This window comes from Ureibacillus aquaedulcis, from assembly GCF_030418165.1.
GTDB lineage: Bacteria > Bacillota > Bacilli > Bacillales_A > Planococcaceae > Ureibacillus > Ureibacillus aquaedulcis.
On record NZ_JAUHTQ010000002.1, the window covers coordinates 22359 to 43159 of the forward strand.

Consider the following 20801-nt stretch of genomic DNA (forward strand, 5'->3'; position numbering starts at 1 on the left):
ATTCACCAAATATTATGATAGATCAATTTTATTGATTATTAATACAATTTATCATGTTAAATTACTGAAAACAATACTATTACCGCACAATTAATTAGCTATAGCGCAAATTTCAATAGTTTTTAATAAAAAGGGGTGAACCATTTTGACATTATCTTAAATATGATTATTGTTTTTTAGTAGATCTCTGATTTCTTTTAATAGCTCCTCTTTCGGATCTAATTCTGGTGTTGTTGGTTCCTGTGCGACTTGCTCTTTCTTTTTGTGATTTATTTTACTAAGAACCCGAAGCGCCATAAAGATTGAAAAGGCGATTATTAAAAAGTCGATGATAGATTGAATAAATTCACCTAGTTTCACTTGAGCTTCCCCGGAACCAAACATAAAACTTTCTGTTAAATCAATTCCGCCTGTTAGCATTCCGACAATGGGCATAATGATGTTTTCTACTAAAGAAGTGACAATTTTACCGAATGCACCTCCAATCACAACCCCGATGGCCAAATCAAGTATATTTCCCTTCATTGCAAATTCTTTGAATTCTTTCCACATTTATTGCATCTCCTTGCTCTTTATTATTTACTTAGTATAGAATGAACCTTTCAAAGAATCTAATAATCTACGCATATTGCTGAAGTAAATCTTATGTAAAATAGAATGGAATGAAGGTACTTGTGGATGTGTAAAAGATGAAAAGCAAAAAAAAGAAGAAAAAAACACCTATTTTAAGTCCAGGTGTAAAATTATTCCTTATCATTTTATTAATCCCCATTTCAATTACGGTTTATTCCCTCGTCTTCTTTACTTGGGAAAACCTAAGGAATCTACCAATTATCCAAAACTTATCTCAAGGTGAGACAGAGGACATTCAGGGAGAATTTGATCTTCAAATACCGGAAGAATATATCCCGGTTTATATATCGGCAGCAAAAGCTTACCATATTCCTTGGACGCTGCTAGCAGCACACCATCGTGTGGAAACTCGCTTTTCTACTATGAAGTCCCTTGTCTCTCCAGTTGGGGCAGAAGGGCATATGCAATTTATGCCATGTACTTTTGTGGGTTGGAGTCATCCAACATGTTCGGATCTAGGAGAAGGCGATATACCTGAAGCAGAAAAAACAAATCCTGAAGTCATTAAAAAATATGGTGGATATGGTGTAGATGCAAATGGAGATGGCGTTGCGGATCCATTTGATATTGAAGATGCCATTTTCAGTGCTGCAAATTATCTATCGCGTTCAGGTGCGTCGGACGGAGAACTTAAAAAAGCTATATTCAATTACAATCATAGTGAAGAATATGTGGATGATATTTTATATTACTATCATCAATATGAACAACAAAGTGAAGATTTGCTACAATCTGTTAAATAGCAGGGATTTGTTTATACTGCATCTTCAAGAAGAACCGAAAAAAAGAACTCAACCGCAGTTGAGTTCTTTCTTTAAATTATATCTTATTATGTTGCTTTGCGCATTGATCGCATAATTAAGCTTACGATAAAGATAAGAACAATTGCACCAATCAGGGCAGGGAATACATAGAAATCAGATACTTGCCAACCCCAGTCACCCAAGATTGCACTACCAATCCAAGATCCAATAATACCTGCAATAATATTTCCGATAATACCTCCAGGAACATCTCTACCGATAATAACTCCCGCTAACCAACCTAGTACTCCGCCGATAATTAAAAACCAAATGAAACTCATCATATGATTGTCAACTCCTTTTTTATTTGATAAAAGCGTGTACTAACTTATAACCTAAAAAAAGATATTCTAAACTTATTTGAATCCACCTACTAGTTAATACAGCTTTTCAATAAGTAATATGTACATTTTTTAGTGAACAAATGCATAAAGAAAATTTTATTGCCGAGGTATTATTAATATTAAGGAAAAAATAAGTTCACAATTTATTCAAAATATTTTGATTTTTTATAAATTGAGGAGTATAATTTCTTCAAGCAGTACAAAATATAATTTATAATGAGGTGTTTTATATGAATATGAAAGTAATGAAAAAATTAAATCGCCAAGGGTTAGTAATTGCCTTTCTTCACGCCGTCATATTGTTAAACCTCTCATTAGATTTGCTCTATATAAATTAATCTATATTTATTTTGCCCAGCTATTTAGCTGGGCTTTTATTATGTTTAATTAAAATTTCAGCAATATAAGCTAACATTTTTATGGTACTTCTCTTTATAAAGAGGTTTAGAAACAACTTGGTGTAATTATCTATTTTTTATGCAGGTTTGAAAAATAAAAAATTTTATTAAATTTTTGAAAAAACTAATTAAAACAGAAGAAAATATACAATAGCAAGTATGTAAACGATTTCATTATTTATGAATTTTTAGAATTTTATAAATAATTACAAAAATCATATTGACTCTGCATGCTTTTTTGTACTATGATAGCAACAATTTAAGAAGTTCGTTAATTAGAAAACGAACAAAATGATGTTACAGTAAGTAACTGATGGATTACATTTTTAATACTATCTATCTCTTGATAAAGTAATAGATATTCATGAGGGGCGTTTCAAAATGAGAAGTGACATGATTAAAGTAGGGGTTGATCGTGCTCCTCACCGTAGTCTTTTATATGCTACAGGGAAAGTAAAAGCAAAAGATCTAGGTAAGCCATTTATCGGTGTTTGTAATTCGTATATCGATATCATTCCAGGGCACGTACATTTACGCGGTTTTGCTGATGTTGTAAAAGAAGCGATTATTGAAGCCGGTGGAATTCCATTCGAATTTAACACAATCGGTGTAGATGATGGAATAGCGATGGGCCATATTGGAATGCGTTATTCACTGCCTAGCCGCGAGTTAATTGCAGACTCGGCTGAAACGGTTATTAACGCACACTGGTTTGATGGAGTGTTCTACATTCCGAATTGCGACAAAATTACACCGGGAATGTTAATGGCTGCTGTACGTACAAACGTACCGTCCATTTTCGTATCAGGTGGACCGATGGAAGCAGGTGTTTCTGCATCAGGTAAACAATTATCATTAACATCTGTATTTGAAGGTGTTGGAGCTCATAAATCCGGTAATATGTCAGCAGAAGAATTATTGGATATTGAGAATAATGCTTGTCCGACATGCGGTTCCTGCTCGGGTATGTTTACAGCCAACTCCATGAACTGCCTAATGGAGATGCTTGGTGTAGCACTTCCTGGTAACGGTACTATTGTTGCAACAAGTGAGCAAAGATATGAATTGATTCGAGAAGCGGCAAAACAATTAGTCCGTATGGTAAAAGAAGATATTAAACCACGGGATATAATTACTAAAGAAGCAATTGACGATGCATTCGCTTTAGATATGGCAATGGGTGGTTCCACAAATACTGTTCTACATACATTAGCGATTGCTAACGAAGCAGAAATTGAATATAACTTAGAGGACATCAACAAAGTAGCTGCCCGTGTACCATACTTGGCAAAAATTATGCCAGCATCCGATATCTCAATGGACGATATTAATAAAGCTGGTGGTGTGAGCTCTATCATCAATGAGTTAACAAAGATTCCGGGTGCTATTCATCCTGATCGAATTACAGTTGCCGGCCAAACGATGCGTGAACTTGTAAAAGATCACAAGATAACTAACGACCAGGTAATTCGTACACATGATAATCCTTATAGTCCAGTTGGTGGTCTATCCGTATTATTTGGCAATCTAGCGCCTGAAGGATCTGTTATCAAGGTAGGTGCTGTTGACCCATCCATTCAAACTTTTGTTGGCGACGCGATTGTATTTGATTCACAAGATGAAGCACAAGAGGCAATCGACAATGGTATCGTAAAAGAAGGGCATGTTGTCGTTATCCGATATGAAGGTCCAAAAGGCGGTCCGGGAATGCCTGAAATGCTTGCTCCAACATCAGCAATTATGGGGCGCGGTTTAGGAACGAAGGTAGCTTTAATTACGGATGGCCGTTTTAGTGGGGCATCACGTGGTATTTCAATTGGCCATATATCGCCTGAAGCGGCAGAAGGCGGTCCGATTGCATTAATCGAGAATGGTGATAAAATCATCATTGACTTGCCAAATAGAACGATAAATCTGGATGTATCAGAAGAAATATTGGCTGAACGTCGATTAAACTTGAAACCATTTGAACCGAAAATCCAAAAAGGTTGGTTGGCAAGGTATTCAAAACTTGTAACAAATGCGTCTAAAGGCGGAATTATGAAAATATAATTCACCAGGTTAAAGTTTTAATGGTATAATTGAGTAAAGTGAAACGAATACTGTTGTAAGTGAATAGATTGAATTCGATGATGAGGTAAAAGGTTATAGAGTCTTGTATCTACCAGAGAGTCGGTATTGCTGGAAGCCGATGATACAACTATATCCGACATCCCCTCGGAGTGAGCTATTAAACGCGCAGGCAATTAGATAGCTCCGGGCATATTTCGAAATGCTCGTTATTAATGGATAGTGTACCTAGTCTAGTTGCACATTGAATTTTCATATTATTTGGAAAGTTTGATGGAGATAGGTAGTCCCGCTATTCACGAGGTAGCTTTTTAGCTATGAACAAGGGTGGTACCATGAAAGTCTTTTTTCATCCCTACGTAAAGGTTTTCTTTGCGTTGGAGAAAAAGGCTTTTTTTATTTTTCAAAATTAAGGGAGGAGTTAACAAATGGCTGCTAACGTATCCACAACTAATGAAAAAACAGATACAATCACAACAAGTCAATTGCAAACGGAAGTAAACAATAAACCAAGAAATGGTGCGGATATTTTAATTCAAGCATTACATGATCAAAATGTTGATATTGTCTTTGGGTATCCTGGTGGCGCGGTATTACATGTATATGACGCGCTATACAGAAACCCGATTCGACACATTTTAACTCGGCATGAACAAGGGGCAATCCACGCAGCAGAAGGCTATGCACGTGTTTTAAACAAACCGGGAGTAGTAATTGCAACAAGTGGACCTGGTGCTACAAACTTAGTAACGGGAATTGCAGATGCGATGATCGATTCAATTCCTTTAGTTGTGTTTACAGGGCAAGTAGCTACGAATGTAATTGGTTCGGATGCATTCCAAGAAGCGGATATCATGGGAATAACGACACCGATTACAAAGCATAATTATCAAGTACAGGATGTAAATGACATTCCGCGAATCGTCAAAGAAGCATTCCATATTGCAAATAGCGGCCGAAAAGGTCCCGTGTTAATTGACTTCCCTAAAAATATATCCGCTTCTGTATTCGATGAAGCATTGGCCGAGGCTAGTAGAGAAGAAGAATTATATCTGCCGGGGTATCAGCCGAATACAAAGCCTAATTTCTTGCAGATTCAAAAAGCAATTCAAGCAATTGGCGAATCGAAACAACCTTTGATTTTAGCTGGTGCAGGTGTCCTTTTTGCAGATGCACGCGAAGAATTAACTGAATTTGCCCAAAAATACAAATTGCCTGTTATCAATACTTTACTTGGTTTAGGAAGTATTCATGGACAGCACGAATTAAACTTTGGGATGGCCGGAATGCATGGTGCAGCAGTAGCGAACGATGCAATTCAAAAGGCGGATTTGCTTATTAATATCGGTGCCAGATTCGATGATCGCCTGACAGGGGATACAAAACTATTTGCTCCGAACGCAGCAATCATTCATATCGATATCGATCCTGCAGAAATCGGCAAAAATATACCTACGGATATTCCAATAGTGGCAGATGCAAAGGAAGCATTAAAAGCCTTATTGCAAAAGGACTTTCAAGGACCGGATACAAAAGAGTGGTTGACATACCTAAACGACAAACAAGACGATACTCCTTATTGGTATGTGGAAGATGAAAAAGAAATTTTGCCGCAGCAAATTATCGAGATGGTTCACTCCATCACAAATGGAGATGCAGTGGTAACAACTGATGTAGGACAGCATCAAATGTGGGCAGCTCAATACTATAAATTGAATCACGATCATCAATGGGTTACATCCGGCGGCCTTGGGACGATGGGCTTCGGATTCCCAGCCGCAATCGGTGCCCAATTTGCAAAGCCGGACAAAAAAGTCATTACATTTTGTGGAGATGCCGGCTTCCAAATGACACTGCAAGAGCTTGCACTGCTTAATGAATATAATCTACCCGTAAAAGTAGTCATCGTTAATAACGGTGCACTTGGTATGGTGCGCCAATGGCAAGAATTGTTCTACGACGGCCGCTATTCACAAAGTTTAATGCCAGTTCAACCGGATTTCGTAAAACTAGCGGAAGCCTATGGTGTAAAGGGCTACCGTATCAACACGATGGATGAGGCTCAATCGATATTAGAGGAAGCATTAAATTCCGATGAACCTGTAGTAATCGATGCAAGAGTAAAACAATTAGAAAACGTTTATCCAATGGTTCCAGCCGGAAAATCTCTGGATGATATTGTAGGGGTGAAGAAATTTTGAAACGAGTAATAACAGTTACGGTTTTAAACCAAAGTGGGGTACTAAATCGCGTGACAGGTCTTCTGATGAAGCGTCAATTCAACATTGAATCAATCACTGTGGGTCATACGGAACAATTGAATATTTCGAAAATGACATTTGTTGTCCACGTAGCGGATGAAACAAAACTCGAACAATTAATAAAGCAATTGTCTAAACAGATTGATGTCCTGAAGGTAAATGATATAACGGAAAAATCAATTGTCCTAAGAGAACTGGCCCTAATTAAAGTGGTATCTCCGGCTAATCTTAGACATGAAATGAACTCTATCGTGGATCCATTTAGACCGCAGATAATTGATACATCCAAAAACTTTGTTACGTATCAAGTAGTCGGAGATCCTGATAAAATTGATGCATTTATTGAATTGATTCGCCCTTATGGCATTAAGGAGTTAACGCGAACAGGTGTTACGGCATCTGTTCGGGAAACTCAGCCAGTTGAAACACCGCAACTTTCTATTCTTAAGTAAGTGTACCTTACTTGATAGTTAGTATATATATCGATGGCGCGTTTTTCATGCGTGTTGTCTAGCATTTAAAAAAATAGAACCCAATTTTAGGAGGAAATGAAAATGACAAAAATGTACTATCAAAACGAAATTAATGAGGCTCCATTAAAAGAAAAGAAAATTGCAATCATCGGTTACGGTTCACAAGGTCACGCACACGCACAAAATTTAAAGGATTCTGGTTTTAACGTAGTAGTTGGGGTGCGTCCTGGTAAATCATTTGATCAAGCAAAAGAAGATGGATTAGAAGTGAAAACTGTTGCTGAGGCTGCTGCCGAAGCTGATATCATCCAAATCTTGCTTCCGGATGAAAGACAAAAACAAGTTTATGAGGAAGAAATTGCTCCAAACCTTGAACCAGGCAAAGCTTTAATGTTCGCACATGGTTTCAACATTAACTTCGGTCAAATTGTACCTCCGGCAGATGTGGACGTATTCTTGGTAGCTCCAAAAGGTCCTGGGCACTTAGTGCGCCGTACTTATGTTCAAGGAGCTGGAGTTCCTGCTTTATTCGCAATCTACCAAAACGCTACTGGTGAAGCTCGCGATCTAGCATTAGCTTACGGTAAGGGAATCGGTTCAGCACGTGCGGGAATGTTGGAAACGACATTCAAAGAAGAAACGGAAACAGATCTTTTCGGTGAGCAAGCAGTACTTTGTGGTGGTACTACAGAACTAATCAAAGCCGGATTTGAAACGCTGGTAGAAGCTGGTTACCAACCGGAATTGGCATACTTCGAAACATTGCATGAATTAAAATTAATCGTTGACCTTATCTATGAGGGTGGTATGGAAACAATGCGCTACTCAGTTTCCGATACGGCTGAATGGGGAGATTATGTAACAGGTCCTCGTATCATTGATTCATCAGTTAAGGCGCGCATGAAAGAAGTATTAACTGACATCCAGGACGGTACATTTGCCAAAGATTGGATTAAAGAAAACGAAACAGGTCGTCCTCGTTACACTGCATACAAAAATGCAGGAGCAGAACACCAAATCGAACAAGTGGGATCTAAATTACGTGAAATGATGCCATTCATTAATGAAGGCAAGAAAAAAGTGGTGATTAAGTAGTGCGCAAGATTGATATTTTTGATACAACGCTACGTGATGGAGAACAGTCGGCAGGCATTAACTTAAATACTGCAGAGAAGATCGAAATCGCCAAGCAACTGGAACGTCTAGGTGTCAGTATTATTGAAGCAGGTTTTCCTGCTTCAAGCCCCGGCGATTTTGAGGCAGTCAACAGAATTGCTAAAACGGTAAAGAATTCGATTGTTACAGGTCTTGCCCGCTGTGTGAAAAATGATATTGATGCAACTTGGGAAGCAATCAAAGATGCTGAGCAACCACATATTCATGTATTCTTGGCTACAAGTCCCATTCATATGGAATACAAATTAAAAAAATCACCGGACCAAGTAGTCGAACAAGCGGTTGAAGCAGTGAAATATGCGAAGAAGTTCTTTCCATTAGTGCAATGGTCGGCTGAAGATGGTTTCCGGTCAGATCGTGATTTCTTGGTTCGCATCATGGAAAAAGTAATTGATGCTGGTGCGACGACAATTAATGTACCTGATACAGTTGGTTATGCTTCACCGCAAGAATATGGTGAATTGTTTAAATTCTTGCGTGAAAATGTGCGTGGAGCTGAAAAAGTGAAATTCTCGGCACATTGCCATGATGACCTTGGAATGGCAGTAGCAAACTCAATTGCAGCGATTCAAAATGGCGCTGACCAAGTGGAGTGTACGATCAATGGAATCGGGGAGCGTGCAGGTAATGCATCCTTGGAAGAAATCGGTGTTGCCATGCATATCCGAAAAGACCTTTATCAAATAGAAACTGGATTGAACCTGAAAGAAATTAAACGGACTTCCCAACTAGTTAGTCGTTTAACGGGCGTTATCATCCAGCCTAATAAAGCGGTAGTAGGGAAAAATGCCTTTGCACATGAATCGGGTATTCATCAAGATGGTGTGTTAAAACACAAAGAAACATATGAGATTATCTCACCTGAATTAGTTGGCGAAGGAGAAGTTCCTTTAGTTTTAGGTAAACACTCCGGTCGTGCGGCATTCCGAGATCGTGCAGAAAAAATGGGCTTTGATTTATCCGAAGAAAAACTTAATAAAGCATTCCAAGAGTTCAAAAAGCTAGCTGACCGCAAGAAAGAAATTACAGAAGAAGATTTAATGACACTTTTGACTGAACAACAAGTTTCAATCGAAGATGTACAGTTATTTGAATTGAAGTCAGTTCAAGTTTCTTATGGAACAGAAAATATTCCAACTGCTACAGCATCTGTTTTAACGCCGGAAGGAGAGCTTAAAACATTAGCTGCTACCGGTTCGGGTTCTGTTGAAGCGATCTTCAATACTCTAGAGCAATTAGTGAATGGAACAGTGAATATCCTGGATTTCCGAGTGAAATCGGTAAGTAAAGGTCGGGATGCATTAGGAGAGGCAATCGTAAATTTACGATACAACGGCTTTACCTCAACTGGCCGAGATGCTTCCCAGGATGTTCTTGAAGCAACTGCGAAAGCTTACTTAAATGCAATTAATCGCCATATCATTCAAGAAAGCGTTCGTTTGAAACAAACAGCCGAGGTTTAGAATTGTTCAGTTTGGATTGACATGGCAATAGAGATGTGCTGGTTATTAAATTGCTTTTTTAAAATTTATTAAATCAACAATGGAGACGCCATCAAAGACACACTTTGATGGCATTTCTTTAAACTTACGTATGATTAAATTAGTAAAGAAAGGTGTTTTTGCAGGTGGAAAAGAAAATTACAGTACTTCCCGGAGATGGGATTGGACCGGAAGTTGTTGCTGCTGCAGTAAGAGTTTTACAAGTCATTGCAAAAAGATACAATCATGATTTTCAACTAGCATATGCTGCAATCGGTGGTGCGGCCATAGATCAATTCCAGGATCCACTTCCGGAAGAAACAATCAAGATGTGCAAAGAAAGTGATGCAATCCTTTTAGGAGCAGTAGGAGGTCCGAAATGGGATAACAATCCTGCAGATTTACGTCCTGAATTAGGCTTGCTTCAAATCCGTAAAACTTTCGACTTATTCGCAAATCTTAGACCGGTAAAAGCATTCCCAAGCTTACTTGATGCTTCTCCATTGAAGAGGGAAGTAGCGGAAAATGTTGATTTAATGATTGTTCGGGAACTTACAGGCGGTATCTACTTCGGAGAAAAAAATCGCACCGAATCAGAGGCAAGTGATTTAAATGTATATACTCGCGAAGAAATTGAACGCATTATCGATAATGCACTCTCGCTTGCAAAAGTACGTAAAGGCAAACTTTGTTCTGTTGATAAAGCAAACGTTCTTGAAACATCCAGACTATGGCGCCAAATTGTTGAAGAGAAAAAAGCGCAATACCCAGATGTAGCAGTTGAACATAATCTAGTGGACTCCGTTGCAATGAAATTAATTACAAACCCGGGACACTATGATGTTGTAGTAACAGATAATATGTTCGGGGATATTTTGAGTGATGAAGCATCCGTTATTACCGGCTCGCTGGGAGTATTGCCATCTGCCTCTATTCGCAGTGATAATTTCGGGCTTTATGAACCCGTTCATGGTTCTGCTCCTGAAATTGCAGGAGAAGGCATTGCAAATCCAGCGGCGACAATTCTATCTGTTGCCATGATGCTGCGCTATTCCTTTGATCTTCAAGATGAAGCGGCAGAAATCGAACGTGCAGTAAGCAGCGTATTTGATGATGGCTACTTTACAGCAGACTTGGTGAAAGATAATAGCCGTGCACTTTCTACAGATGAATGGACGGATAAAGTAATCGCCGAGATTGATACAAACTTCGTTGCAGATAGTATTATGGAATCTTATATTTAAGGATTGGTGAAGAGTATGGCAAAAAATATTATAGAAAAAATTTGGGATTCACACGTCGTCTATCAAGAAGCTGGGAAACCGGATTTACTTTATATCGATCTTCATCTAATTCATGAAGTTACGTCTCCTCAAGCTTTTGAAGGACTACGTTTAGCAGGTCGTAAAGTACGTCGTCCAGATCTTTGTTTTGCAACAATGGATCACAATGTTCCAACAAAAAACTTACCGACAATAAACGACCCAATTGCAAAAAAACAAATTATGACGCTTGCGGAAAATGCGAAAGAATTTGGAATCGAGCTTGCTGACATGGGTCACCCAGACCAAGGGATTGTGCACGTAATCGGTCCTGAGCTTGGCTTGACACAGCCTGGTAAAACGATCGTTTGTGGTGATTCACATACTTCCACACATGGGGCGTTTGGAGCTTTAGCCTTTGGTATTGGTACGTCGGAAGTTGAACATGTATTATCTACTCAAACATTATGGCAAACCAAGCCGCCAACAATGGAAATTCGTGTAAATGGTAAATTAGGTGTAGGTGTTGCAGCGAAGGATATCATTTTGGCGATTATTGCAAAGTGGGGAATTGGTGTTGGTACTGGCCACATTGTCGAATATACAGGTGAAGCTATCCGTAACCTTACGATGGAAGAGCGGATGACGATCTGTAATATGTCGATTGAAGCTGGGGCAAAAGCAGGTCTTATTTCTCCAGACCAAACAACTGTCGATTTCCTTCGCGGACGCCGATTCGCTCCAAAGGATGAAAACTTTGAAAAAGCCGCAAAATACTGGCTAAGCTTGGCATCTGATGAGGGTTGTTCATATGATGTTGTGCTGGAAATCGATGCAGATGAAATTGAACCAATTGTAACATGGGGAACAAACCCTTCAATGGGTACTGGCGTATCGAAAACTGTACCAACATCTTCAGATTTTGATTCAGAATCTGATAAATCCGCTCTTCAAAAAGCTCTTGCTTATATGGGATTGGAAGAAGGGCAACCTATTTCTTCAATTGAAATACAACATGTATTCATTGGTTCGTGTACAAATTCCCGACTATCCGATTTGCGTTCAGCTGCAAGTATTGTAGAAGGGAAGAAGGTAGCACCGGGCGTAAAGGCTTTTGTGGTTCCTGGCTCATACTCTACCAAGGCTGCTGCTGAAAAAGAGGGATTAGATAAAATCTTCTTGGAAGCAGGCTTTGAATGGCGCGAATCTGGCTGCTCCGCATGCCTTGGAATGAATGAAGACATTATTCCTTCAGGCGAACGTTGTGCTTCTACATCCAACCGAAACTTCGAAGGTCGTCAAGGTGCAGGGGCTCGTACACACTTAGTAAGTCCTGCAATGGCTGCAGCAGCGGCGATAGAAGGTCACTTTGTTGACGTACGTAAATATGTAACGCAACAAGTATAAGAAGTAGGAGTGAGAAAAAATGGAACCTATCAATATTGTAAATAGTGTAATTGCACCGTTAGATCGCAAAAATGTCGATACAGACCAAATTATTTCTAAAGAATTTTTAAAGCGCATCGAACGAACTGGCTTTGGACGTTTTTTATTCTATCATTGGCGCTTTGATGAGCAGGGGAATGAAATTTCTGATTTTGTTTTAAATAAGCCTGAATACAAGAATTCGCAAATTTTGGTTGCACAAGATAACTTTGGTTGCGGTTCATCACGTGAACATGCTCCATGGGCTATTTTGGATTACGGTTTCCGTGTAGTGATTGCGCCAAGTTTTGCTGACATCTTCCACAACAACTGTTTCAAGAACGGGATATTACCAATTAAATTAACAGAAACAGAATGTGATGAAATTCTGGCAAAAGGCTTAAAGGCTCCTTATGACGTAGAAGTAAATCTTGAAGCACAGACTGTAACAGGAAATGATGGGAAAGTTTACAGTTTCAACATCGATCCGTATTACAAACAAATGCTTTTAAATGGTTGGGATGAGATTTCACTTACATTCCAATATGAAGATCAGATTAGGGCTTTCGAAGAAAAACGAGTTGTATATTAATAAATATAAAGTCACTTCACTCTAGTTTAGAATGAAGTGACTTTATTTTTTAGAACCGAATCGTAGTGGGGTTCGATGATTGCTTTTGTATTTCTGTATCTTCACGATATTCGTTCAAGAGCTCTTTTTTTAGCAGCATTTCTTTATTTTTCACAGAGGCGGATTTAACAAAATTCTTTTCATCTTCCAGTTCAGGGTAGACTGACCTGATTAACGAAGAAGGGAGTAAAACTAGTGTAACTGTCACTAATAAGGCACTACAAACAATCAAAATAATTTCTGCTGGCACAACATCGTAAAGTATGCCGAATACCAAAGAGCCAACCGGCATTAAACCCATCGCCATCATTTCCAGAATTCCAAACACTCTTCCGCGATAATTTTCATCTACATCTTTTTGCATCATAATTCCAAGCGGTGTATTTGTTAAAACACTAAAACTACCGAATAGGAACATAATTACTAGGAAATATATGAATAATAGTGTGCCGGAAATATCGAAGATAAGAGGAATGGCGATTGTTCCAACCAGAATCGATAAACCTAATACCGCTCGTTTTGAAAACTGTAAAGGGTACTTAACATTTGAACGTGCAGCGAAATAAATTGAGATGAGCAACATGCCTATTGCCCCAGATGCCTCCACAAAGCCAATTAAAGAATACTCCATTTTCAATACTTCTACCAAAATAAAATTCGTTCCAACATTAACAGAAGCAAAAAATAAATTAAGCCACAGGACTACCATTAGCAGGCGGGAAATGACAGGTTTGGTTTTTAGATAACGCAGTCCTTCCTTAAAGCTTTGTAGCATCGACTCCTCGTTTTTGGCATTTTGCGATTTCGTGGAATATAGTCTAAAATTCATCGTTGACTCTAATAGAAAGGCTATTGAATAAGAAATAATGTTAATAAGCAAAAATATTTCCATTGAAACAAACCCAAACAGCATACCACCAACAATTGGACCGCCAATTCCTGAAATGGACAGGGACATTTGGTTGAATGACATTGCTTTTTGGATTCTTTCCTGATCAACCAAGTTGGAAATCGATGCAGAAAAGGCGATTGATGAAAAAGTGCTGCTGATTGTATAAAATACCGTTGTTACATATATAGCAGCAATCGACAAGTCGAAAATCAGACAATATGTTAATAGCCCTGTAAGCGATAAAATCACGCCGCCTTGACCAACTAACACGACTGTTTTTCTTGGAAGGCGATCTGTTAATATCCCGGCAACTGGAGATAGAATGACGCGGGGTATAATAGAAAAAATCAAGTTTGCTGCAAAACTTAAGGCAGAACCCGTAATCGATAAGATAAACATGCTCATTCCAAACGAATAAACATTGGCACCCAGCGATGAAATAATTTTACTTATCAGGAAAGTATATAAATGATAGGTAGCGCGCCTTTGTTTTGTCATTTCAGACATATGACCATCCCCCTTACTAAAAGTTTAATTTAATTAAACCCATAATATTCCACTCTTTTGAAAAAATCAACCAAATAGTTAAATTAAATTAAACTTATTTGATAAAAGTTGAAAATTAGGGTAATATTTGTTTAATTAAACTAAAAAAATGCTGACTATTCTGATTTTTCTTGAAAAAAGGGGAAGGTTTATGAGTTCACTTGGAGAACGTATCAAACAACTTAGAAAACAAAAGAAGATGACATTAGCCGAACTTGCAGGGGATCGCTTGACGAAAGGGATGTTAAGCTTAATAGAGAATGGAAAGGCACAGCCTTCGATGGAAAGCTTAAGATATATTGCTGAAAGAGTAGGGGTCGAAGTGTCTGCCTTGCTTGATGAAGGGAATGTTGAAGAACTGCGGGAACTGCTCATGGAGGTTGAAACCTTATACAAATCAGTCTATTCTCCAAATGCCGAGGAAAAGAAAGAAAAATTTGAAGAGGTTTATGAAAAAATTACGGCAATAAAAGACGATTTACAGGGAAAAAAATACGAAGAAATAAAGCTGCTGGATTATTATATTCGACTATCTGCCCATTTAAAATATGAACAAGAAGAAGTGACGATGTTCGATATCATTGACTATTATGAAAGAATTCATGCTTATAGTCGAATAATAGAATGCTATAGTTTTTTGGCAGGCGACGCCTTTCAACGGAATGACTATAAAATTGCTTTGCAATTCATTCTCGAAGCTGAACAAAGAATAAAGCCATATGAACACCTAATTGACCATATTGCATTGTTGGACATGCACTATATATTAACCGTTCTCTATGCAGCGGTGGATGATACGTTGAAAACACAGGAACATTTGAAATTAGCACTGGAAATAGCCCATAAAAACAAAATATATTACCGCTTGGATGATTTTTATCGTTTTACACTAATCCAGGCAATTGGGCAAGGCGATAAAGAAAAGAGTAAATATTACTTAACTAAATTAAAGCAGCATGCCGATTTTACTGAAGACAAACTGTCTATATCTGCCCTTGCATTTGCATACGGGCATTATACAAACCTTATTGAAAAGGATTATGAGAAAGTGCCGGGTTTTAGAAAGTATGTAATCCCGGATAGATATGAAAAAGATTCCTTCGATGATTCTATTTTATACAAAATGGAGGAGGTTTACGCATATTGGGCGCTTGGTAAGTTTCAAAAGGCTCTTGATCTCAGTCAATCAATTACTATACCGGAATATGTACACCATCCGGTTGATCTATCCATTATGCTTAGATGTTTTGCAGTAAGAGCTTTGTGCTACCTCGAACTAGGAGATAAGGAAGCTGCAAAAAAAGAAGTTCTATATGCCTACCATGGCGTGGCAGAGTTTCCAAGTTCAATATACAAATCGTTCATTCAAGAAGCCTATGAAAAGATTCGATATGGAAAAAGGGTTAAGTAGGTAAGTGGACCTCCACCTCTACTCAACCCTTTTTTCTATTTTACTGAACCACTCACAAATTCAGCATTTTGATAATACATATTTTTTACCAATACGTTTGGACCCAGGCATTTCACTGCAGGGCAATGGCAATTTAATGATTTCGCTAAATCGGTCGCTAACCATTTATCAAAAACATCTGTCAGAGAATCTGTTTGGATATTGCCTAGTGCAGGTGTATCCCCGAAGTCTGTAACGATCACGTCCCCATTAAAGATATTCACATTGAGTCTAGAACGGCCATCCGGGTCATTACGCAACGTGACATTTTTTGCTTCTCTTAAACGCGTTAACAAGGCTTGATCTTCATCATTTAGGCTACATGGATAGAAGGGGAGTGTACCAAACAGCATCCAAGTGTCTTCATCACGAATATCGAGTAAGTGATTGATTGCATCGCGTGTTTCCTCTAGTGAAAGAGAAGTAAGACTGGACGCAAAATCGGATGGGTACATTGGGTGCACCTCGTGTCTTGCGCATCTCATTTCATGAACAATTTGGTGGTGAATATGCTCGATGTAAGGAATCGTCTTTTTATTTAACATCGTTTCAGCAGAAACCATAACCCCTTGTTCCGATAACATGCGGGAGTTTTCAATCATTCGATCAAAAAGGGCAGCTCTTTGCTCAAAGGTTGGTTTCCTTTCCATCATGGCAAACCCTGTTTCGACAAATTCTTCAATCGTTCCCCAGTTATGAGAAATATGAAGAACATCAAGATATGGTGCAATTTCCAAGTATCTTTCGCCATCAATGGTTAAGTTGGAGTTCATTTGCGTTCTTACGCCTCGTTCATGGGCATATTGCAAAATGGGTTTAACATAGTCTGCCACCGACTTTTTGCTCAGCATCGGTTCGCCGCCTGTAATACTCAAGGTTCTTAAATCCGGGATTTCATCCAATCGTTTTAAGATCAAATCTATTGGCAATGGGGCAGGATCCTTTGTTTGCAATGTATAGCCGACCGCACAGTGTGCACATCTCATATTACATAAAGTCGTCGTTGTAAATTCAATATTTGAAAGTGTCAATTTCCCGTGTTGTTCTACATCTAGATAAGCTTCCCAAGGATCGAATTTAGGGGTAATTTTTTCTAATGTTTTCATAGTTTTCGATCTTCCTTTCCAAAGTTACATTTTCTCATAACCTGGTCCATTAGAAAACTAATTTTGCTTTATGTAGAAGATTTAACTGTTAGTGGGATAATACACTCTACTTTCCAGCGATAGATTAAGTATCTAATTGCTTAATAAAGCTATGATTTTCACTATAATAGACATCTCCATAAATATTTTCAACCACGGTTTTACTTATTTCAATCTTGGAAAAATTAACGGCTTGCACATTGAAACGAGATTTATTGTTACGAATGACACTCTCCGAAACGTAAACGGAGGACTGATTTTGCGCAAAAATATCGGTCAGGGCACCATCCGTAATTTGGACACTTCTTAATTCAACCGTAGATTCAAAATCTATCCAAACTTGATGCTGGGCATGTTTTGAAATAAAACAATCTGTAACAAACACTTCACTATGATTTTGAATATATAAAGCATTTCGATTGCCATCAAATAATTCGCTGTTTTTCAATATGACCGAGCTATCATTTACAACCATTTGAGAAAGCTCATGGTTGAAAATCTGGCTATCGAACAAAAATAGACTAGAGTTCCGCAAAACTTTTATTCCGTAGGATTTCCCGTTATAGATTTGGCAATTTTCGAAGCGTCCATTGGACAAATCACATATTTCAATCTGTACATTGAGGCTATCATAAAATTGGCAATCTATGGCCGTCAGTTCACACTCATTGACGATGAATAAACTTTTCCCATTATAGAGCACGCTATGGATAATATAAATCTCCACATTGGACTTGCAAGCAATATGCGGCATCTCGTTATCAAAAATCTTGCACATATCAACTTCCACTTTTGAATGAGACATTGCTAAAATCCCATTTCCTACATTCTGGGTTAAAATAGACTTGAAAATAGATAGTTCAGATTTAAACAATGTAATTGCTGAATTTGCATTATGTGTTATTTCACACTCGGCAATCGAACAATTCCCATTATCCTCAATACACACGCCAACATGGTAACCACCTGTAATCCCACACTTTTTCATGGAACAAATCGATTTGTTGGCAATGGACACTTGAGAGGAACGATGGGCCTTGATCGATGTTTCGAAGATATTGACAATCGAGTGATCGCCTATTTGAATGCCGACATTTTCCCCGTTATGGATTTGGCAAAACTCGATATTCATCTTGGAATCCTTCGTCACAACAATATTGGACTTTTTATTTTGGGCAATCTCACAATGAAAAGTTTGCGCTTCGGCTTTTTGTGTTATCGATATTCCTGCATCCCTGCCTTGTTGGATGGAACAATAACGGGCAGTTAATAATCCCCTTTGAACGCAAATCTGGGTTTGGGTGTTGTATTGAAGGACGGTCGATTGTATCGAGGCATCTCCTTCATGGTAGACATGAATTCCCATGCCATCCCCGTGTTCAATCACGCTTTCATGATCGATGAATCGAGAATCCTCCACAACAATCTGTGCACTTGTATGGTGATGAAAATGGACATTCCTTGATTGAACGAAGGAACCATTCTTAATGCATAAGGCATGTTTGGCATAGGAAAACTCACATTTTTCAATACTTACCTGGGATGATTCCGTTAGTATTTGAACTTTGCCGTTATGGCAGAATGTACAGTTTTCAAAGAATGCCTTACTATTATTAACGATGGAAAGCGCCATCTCTTTTGCGTAATCAAAGGAACAGTTATGAGCGTGGATCTTCCCGCCGTCAACCGTCACATGTATATCGCTTTTCCCACCCTTGAAATGGCAATTCTGTAGCACGACTTCTCCTTCGATATACATTTGTGCAGTAGGGGAGATCGTTAAGTTTTGCAAGGTAACCGAAACGTTCTTCGGGATAATAATTAAACCTTCCAGTGTTGTCTCATCGTGTATATCGCCAGCTAAAACCATATTTTTATCGAAATGAATGGATTCTTTATATAACTTCGGCTTAAGTTGGATGAAATTTCCTGCTTTTGATTGCTGTATAATCCTTTGAATGGTTTTAACCTTTATAAAGAAGCTCGAAAAGAAACGATAAATCGACAATTAGGGTACCTCCTCCATTGAAACATTACTTCTATTGTCAGTTAAAATGCGAAATCTTAATCGCTTTTTTTACAATTCTTTCTAAAAAATGGATGTTGATTTTCTTTTTTGCTAAAAACAAAAGAGAGGGTTACAATTAACTTTATTTAACTTTAGGAGGATTTAGCCTTTGAAAGCCACTTTAAATGAACTATTACATATGAACCCAACGGAAAAACAAGCATATATGCATGAGCACGGGGATCGATTAATCGCCGATATGATTACGCATATCGGATACCCTGAAGATGAACTGCGCGATAAATTAAATTACCGCCTATTTATTGAATTGCTGGCTGCCGAATTGTTTTCAAAGAAGCAAATGGCTCAAATTGCTATAACCCTTAAAGGGGACGACTATTTGTATCATTCCATCGGCGAGCGTGATAGCGACAGTGTATTTACACGTTCTTTTTCAGCGCTATGGCTAAGCAATTTGTTAAATGTAGACGGACAACGACGTTTCCTAAGTGAGCAGGAAGCGCTTGGCATATTGGATGCAGGTGCTCACTATCTTGCAAAGGAAAACGATGTGCGCGGTTTTGTTGGCGAGAAAGGTTGGGCACACAGTATTGCACATGGTGCTGATTTATCGAGCGCAATCATCTCTCATCCTTCGTTCAATGTTCGATTCGCTCCAATCATACTGCAAGGAATCAAGGATAGTTTCTGGAAAGGGACGGTCTTTGTTGACGATGAAGAAGAGCGTTTGGTAACAATTTTTGAAAAACTAATATCGGTAAATTTCCCTGAAGAAATATTGATTGAATGGATAGAACAGGTATTTGATAAGTTGCAATTTTATTTAATGGAAGTAGGCTATACTCCACAGTATTTTAAAGCGCGGACAAATACTCTTCATTTTATGAAAACTTTGTATCTCACATTAAAGTTTTCTCAAAAATCACCGGAATTAATGGCCATCGTTTCGTTATTTCTTGCTAAATGGATGAAACATTAATGAATTGGATGAAATACTGTGAGGGGTGAAAGTATGAGAAGGCGTATGATTCGGACTTTGGTTATAGTGAGCATCCTCGTTATTTTAGGAGTCGGCTATAGTTTCTTTTCAGTTCATTTTTCAGGTGATGGGAAAGAAACCCCAGAAGAAGCACTGCCGAGCGATGCAAATTATGAGTGGATCGTAGGGCCGAAAAGTGAAAAGGAGCAAAGATATTTCTTCTTATCTAATGGAGATACCTTTGGAACTGAAGTTATATCCAAAAATTTCAAAGGCTGGAGTTCAGGTGATGGCACATCCACACCATTACCTAAACCATTGGAAGATAATACGATAAATGCTGGCTATTCCGATAGCAATATATTATTTGGATTGATTAAGCCGAATGGGGATGTAAAAATTACAGTCAATAATCATCCTGCCGAACAAATACCCTTAACTTCTCTTTCAGCGGAAATAGCTGAAAATTATAATGTTGCAGGGTATGAAATCTGGTACATAGATTTATCGGCATTAAATGATTCGAAAAACTATGTAATTCGAGTACTGGATAAAAATGACTCTCTTTTAAGTGAATTATCAATCTAATCATTATTGTCCAAAATTGAAGAGGAAGATGGAATAATGTATTAAAATATTAACTTTGCTATTTTACAATAGTAAGTTATAATACTATATGCATAGTAAATGACTAGGTCATAAAAATAACTTATCACAAAAGATAATATTAATGTAATTTACTTATGTATATAAATCGTTTATGATGGTTTATGGAGAAAAGCTTTGCAAGCATTTCAATAATT

17 protein-coding genes are annotated in these 20801 nt (G+C 38.1%); 12 read left to right on the forward strand and 5 right to left on the reverse strand.

Annotated features, from left to right (window positions below; translation table 11 throughout):
• Positions 1–156: 156 nt before the first annotated feature.
• Entirely contained in the window at positions 157–552 is a 396-nt protein-coding gene (gene mscL / locus QYB95_RS02775) for a large conductance mechanosensitive channel protein MscL (protein WP_301136570.1), read from the reverse strand.
• 137 nt (positions 553–689) lie between these two features.
• Between mscL and QYB95_RS02780 the strand changes: the two genes are divergently transcribed.
• On the forward strand, positions 690–1376 hold the full coding sequence (locus QYB95_RS02780) for a lytic transglycosylase domain-containing protein (protein ID WP_301136571.1): 687 nt from the start codon (positions 690–692) through the stop codon (positions 1374–1376).
• Positions 1377–1462: 86 nt separating this feature from the next.
• Here QYB95_RS02780 and QYB95_RS02785 read toward each other — a convergent pair whose 3' ends face one another.
• A complete protein-coding gene (locus QYB95_RS02785; RefSeq protein WP_301136572.1) occupies positions 1463–1720 on the reverse strand; it encodes a GlsB/YeaQ/YmgE family stress response membrane protein in 258 nt (85 codons plus the stop codon).
• Positions 1721–2559: 839 nt separating this feature from the next.
• Here QYB95_RS02785 and ilvD point away from each other — a divergent pair.
• The 8 genes from ilvD to leuD all read left to right on the forward strand — a co-directional run bounded on the left by ilvD (position 2560) and on the right by leuD (position 12918).
• Positions 2560–4230 carry a dihydroxy-acid dehydratase gene (ilvD, locus tag QYB95_RS02790; RefSeq protein ID WP_301136573.1) on the forward strand — a complete coding sequence of 557 codons (1671 nt, stop codon included), beginning with the start codon at positions 2560–2562 and terminating at the stop codon, positions 4228–4230.
• Positions 4231–4676: 446 nt separating this feature from the next.
• Positions 4677–6449, forward strand: coding sequence for a biosynthetic-type acetolactate synthase large subunit (ilvB, locus tag QYB95_RS02795; RefSeq protein ID WP_301136574.1), 1773 nt, complete (start codon positions 4677–4679; stop codon positions 6447–6449).
• The gene (gene ilvN / locus QYB95_RS02800) at positions 6446–6961 is read left to right on the forward strand and encodes an acetolactate synthase small subunit (RefSeq protein WP_301136575.1); all 516 of its coding nucleotides are present in this window, start codon (positions 6446–6448) and stop codon (positions 6959–6961) included. The genes ilvB and ilvN overlap by 4 nt, the downstream gene beginning before the upstream one ends.
• 102 nt (positions 6962–7063) lie before the next feature.
• Positions 7064–8077, forward strand: coding sequence for a ketol-acid reductoisomerase (gene ilvC / locus QYB95_RS02805; protein WP_301136576.1), 1014 nt, complete (start codon positions 7064–7066; stop codon positions 8075–8077).
• Positions 8077–9621, forward strand: a complete 1545-nt coding sequence (locus tag QYB95_RS02810) for a 2-isopropylmalate synthase (RefSeq protein ID WP_301136577.1) — start codon at positions 8077–8079, stop codon at positions 9619–9621. Before ilvC ends, QYB95_RS02810 begins: the two co-directional genes overlap by 1 nt.
• 164 nt (positions 9622–9785) lie before the next feature.
• Complete coding sequence (gene leuB, locus QYB95_RS02815; RefSeq protein ID WP_301136578.1) at positions 9786–10883, forward strand: 3-isopropylmalate dehydrogenase; 1098 nt, start codon at positions 9786–9788, stop codon at positions 10881–10883.
• 15 nt (positions 10884–10898) lie between these two features.
• Complete coding sequence (leuC, locus tag QYB95_RS02820; protein WP_301136579.1) at positions 10899–12308, forward strand: 3-isopropylmalate dehydratase large subunit; 1410 nt, start codon at positions 10899–10901, stop codon at positions 12306–12308.
• A 19-nt stretch (positions 12309–12327) separates the two neighbouring features.
• The gene (gene leuD / locus QYB95_RS02825) at positions 12328–12918 is read left to right on the forward strand and encodes a 3-isopropylmalate dehydratase small subunit (protein ID WP_301136580.1); all 591 of its coding nucleotides are present in this window, start codon (positions 12328–12330) and stop codon (positions 12916–12918) included.
• Positions 12919–12967: 49 nt separating this feature from the next.
• Here the strand turns inward: leuD and QYB95_RS02830 are convergent, their stop codons facing one another.
• Positions 12968–14356 (reverse strand): MFS transporter, encoded by a 1389-nt coding sequence (locus tag QYB95_RS02830; protein WP_301136581.1) that lies wholly within the window; start codon positions 14354–14356, stop codon positions 12968–12970.
• 190 nt (positions 14357–14546) lie between these two features.
• On the opposite strand from QYB95_RS02830, the gene QYB95_RS02835 reads away from it, so the two are divergent.
• Entirely contained in the window at positions 14547–15806 is a 1260-nt protein-coding gene (locus QYB95_RS02835) for a helix-turn-helix domain-containing protein (protein WP_301136582.1), read from the forward strand.
• A 35-nt stretch (positions 15807–15841) separates the two neighbouring features.
• Here QYB95_RS02835 and yfkAB read toward each other — a convergent pair whose 3' ends face one another.
• Both yfkAB and QYB95_RS02845 read right to left on the reverse strand, forming a co-directional pair.
• Positions 15842–16951, reverse strand: coding sequence for a radical SAM/CxCxxxxC motif protein YfkAB (gene yfkAB, locus QYB95_RS02840; protein WP_301136583.1), 1110 nt, complete (start codon positions 16949–16951; stop codon positions 15842–15844).
• Between the two features lie 124 nt (positions 16952–17075).
• Positions 17076–18998 carry a right-handed parallel beta-helix repeat-containing protein gene (locus QYB95_RS02845; protein ID WP_301136584.1) on the reverse strand — a complete coding sequence of 641 codons (1923 nt, stop codon included), beginning with the start codon at positions 18996–18998 and terminating at the stop codon, positions 17076–17078.
• 169 nt (positions 18999–19167) lie between these two features.
• Between QYB95_RS02845 and QYB95_RS02850 the strand changes: the two genes are divergently transcribed.
• Complete coding sequence (locus QYB95_RS02850; RefSeq protein ID WP_301136586.1) at positions 19168–19998, forward strand: DUF2785 domain-containing protein; 831 nt, start codon at positions 19168–19170, stop codon at positions 19996–19998.
• A gap of 33 nt (positions 19999–20031) precedes the next feature.
• Positions 20032–20586, forward strand: a complete 555-nt coding sequence (locus QYB95_RS02855) for a hypothetical protein (RefSeq protein ID WP_301136587.1) — start codon at positions 20032–20034, stop codon at positions 20584–20586.
• Positions 20587–20801 lie beyond the last annotated feature (215 nt).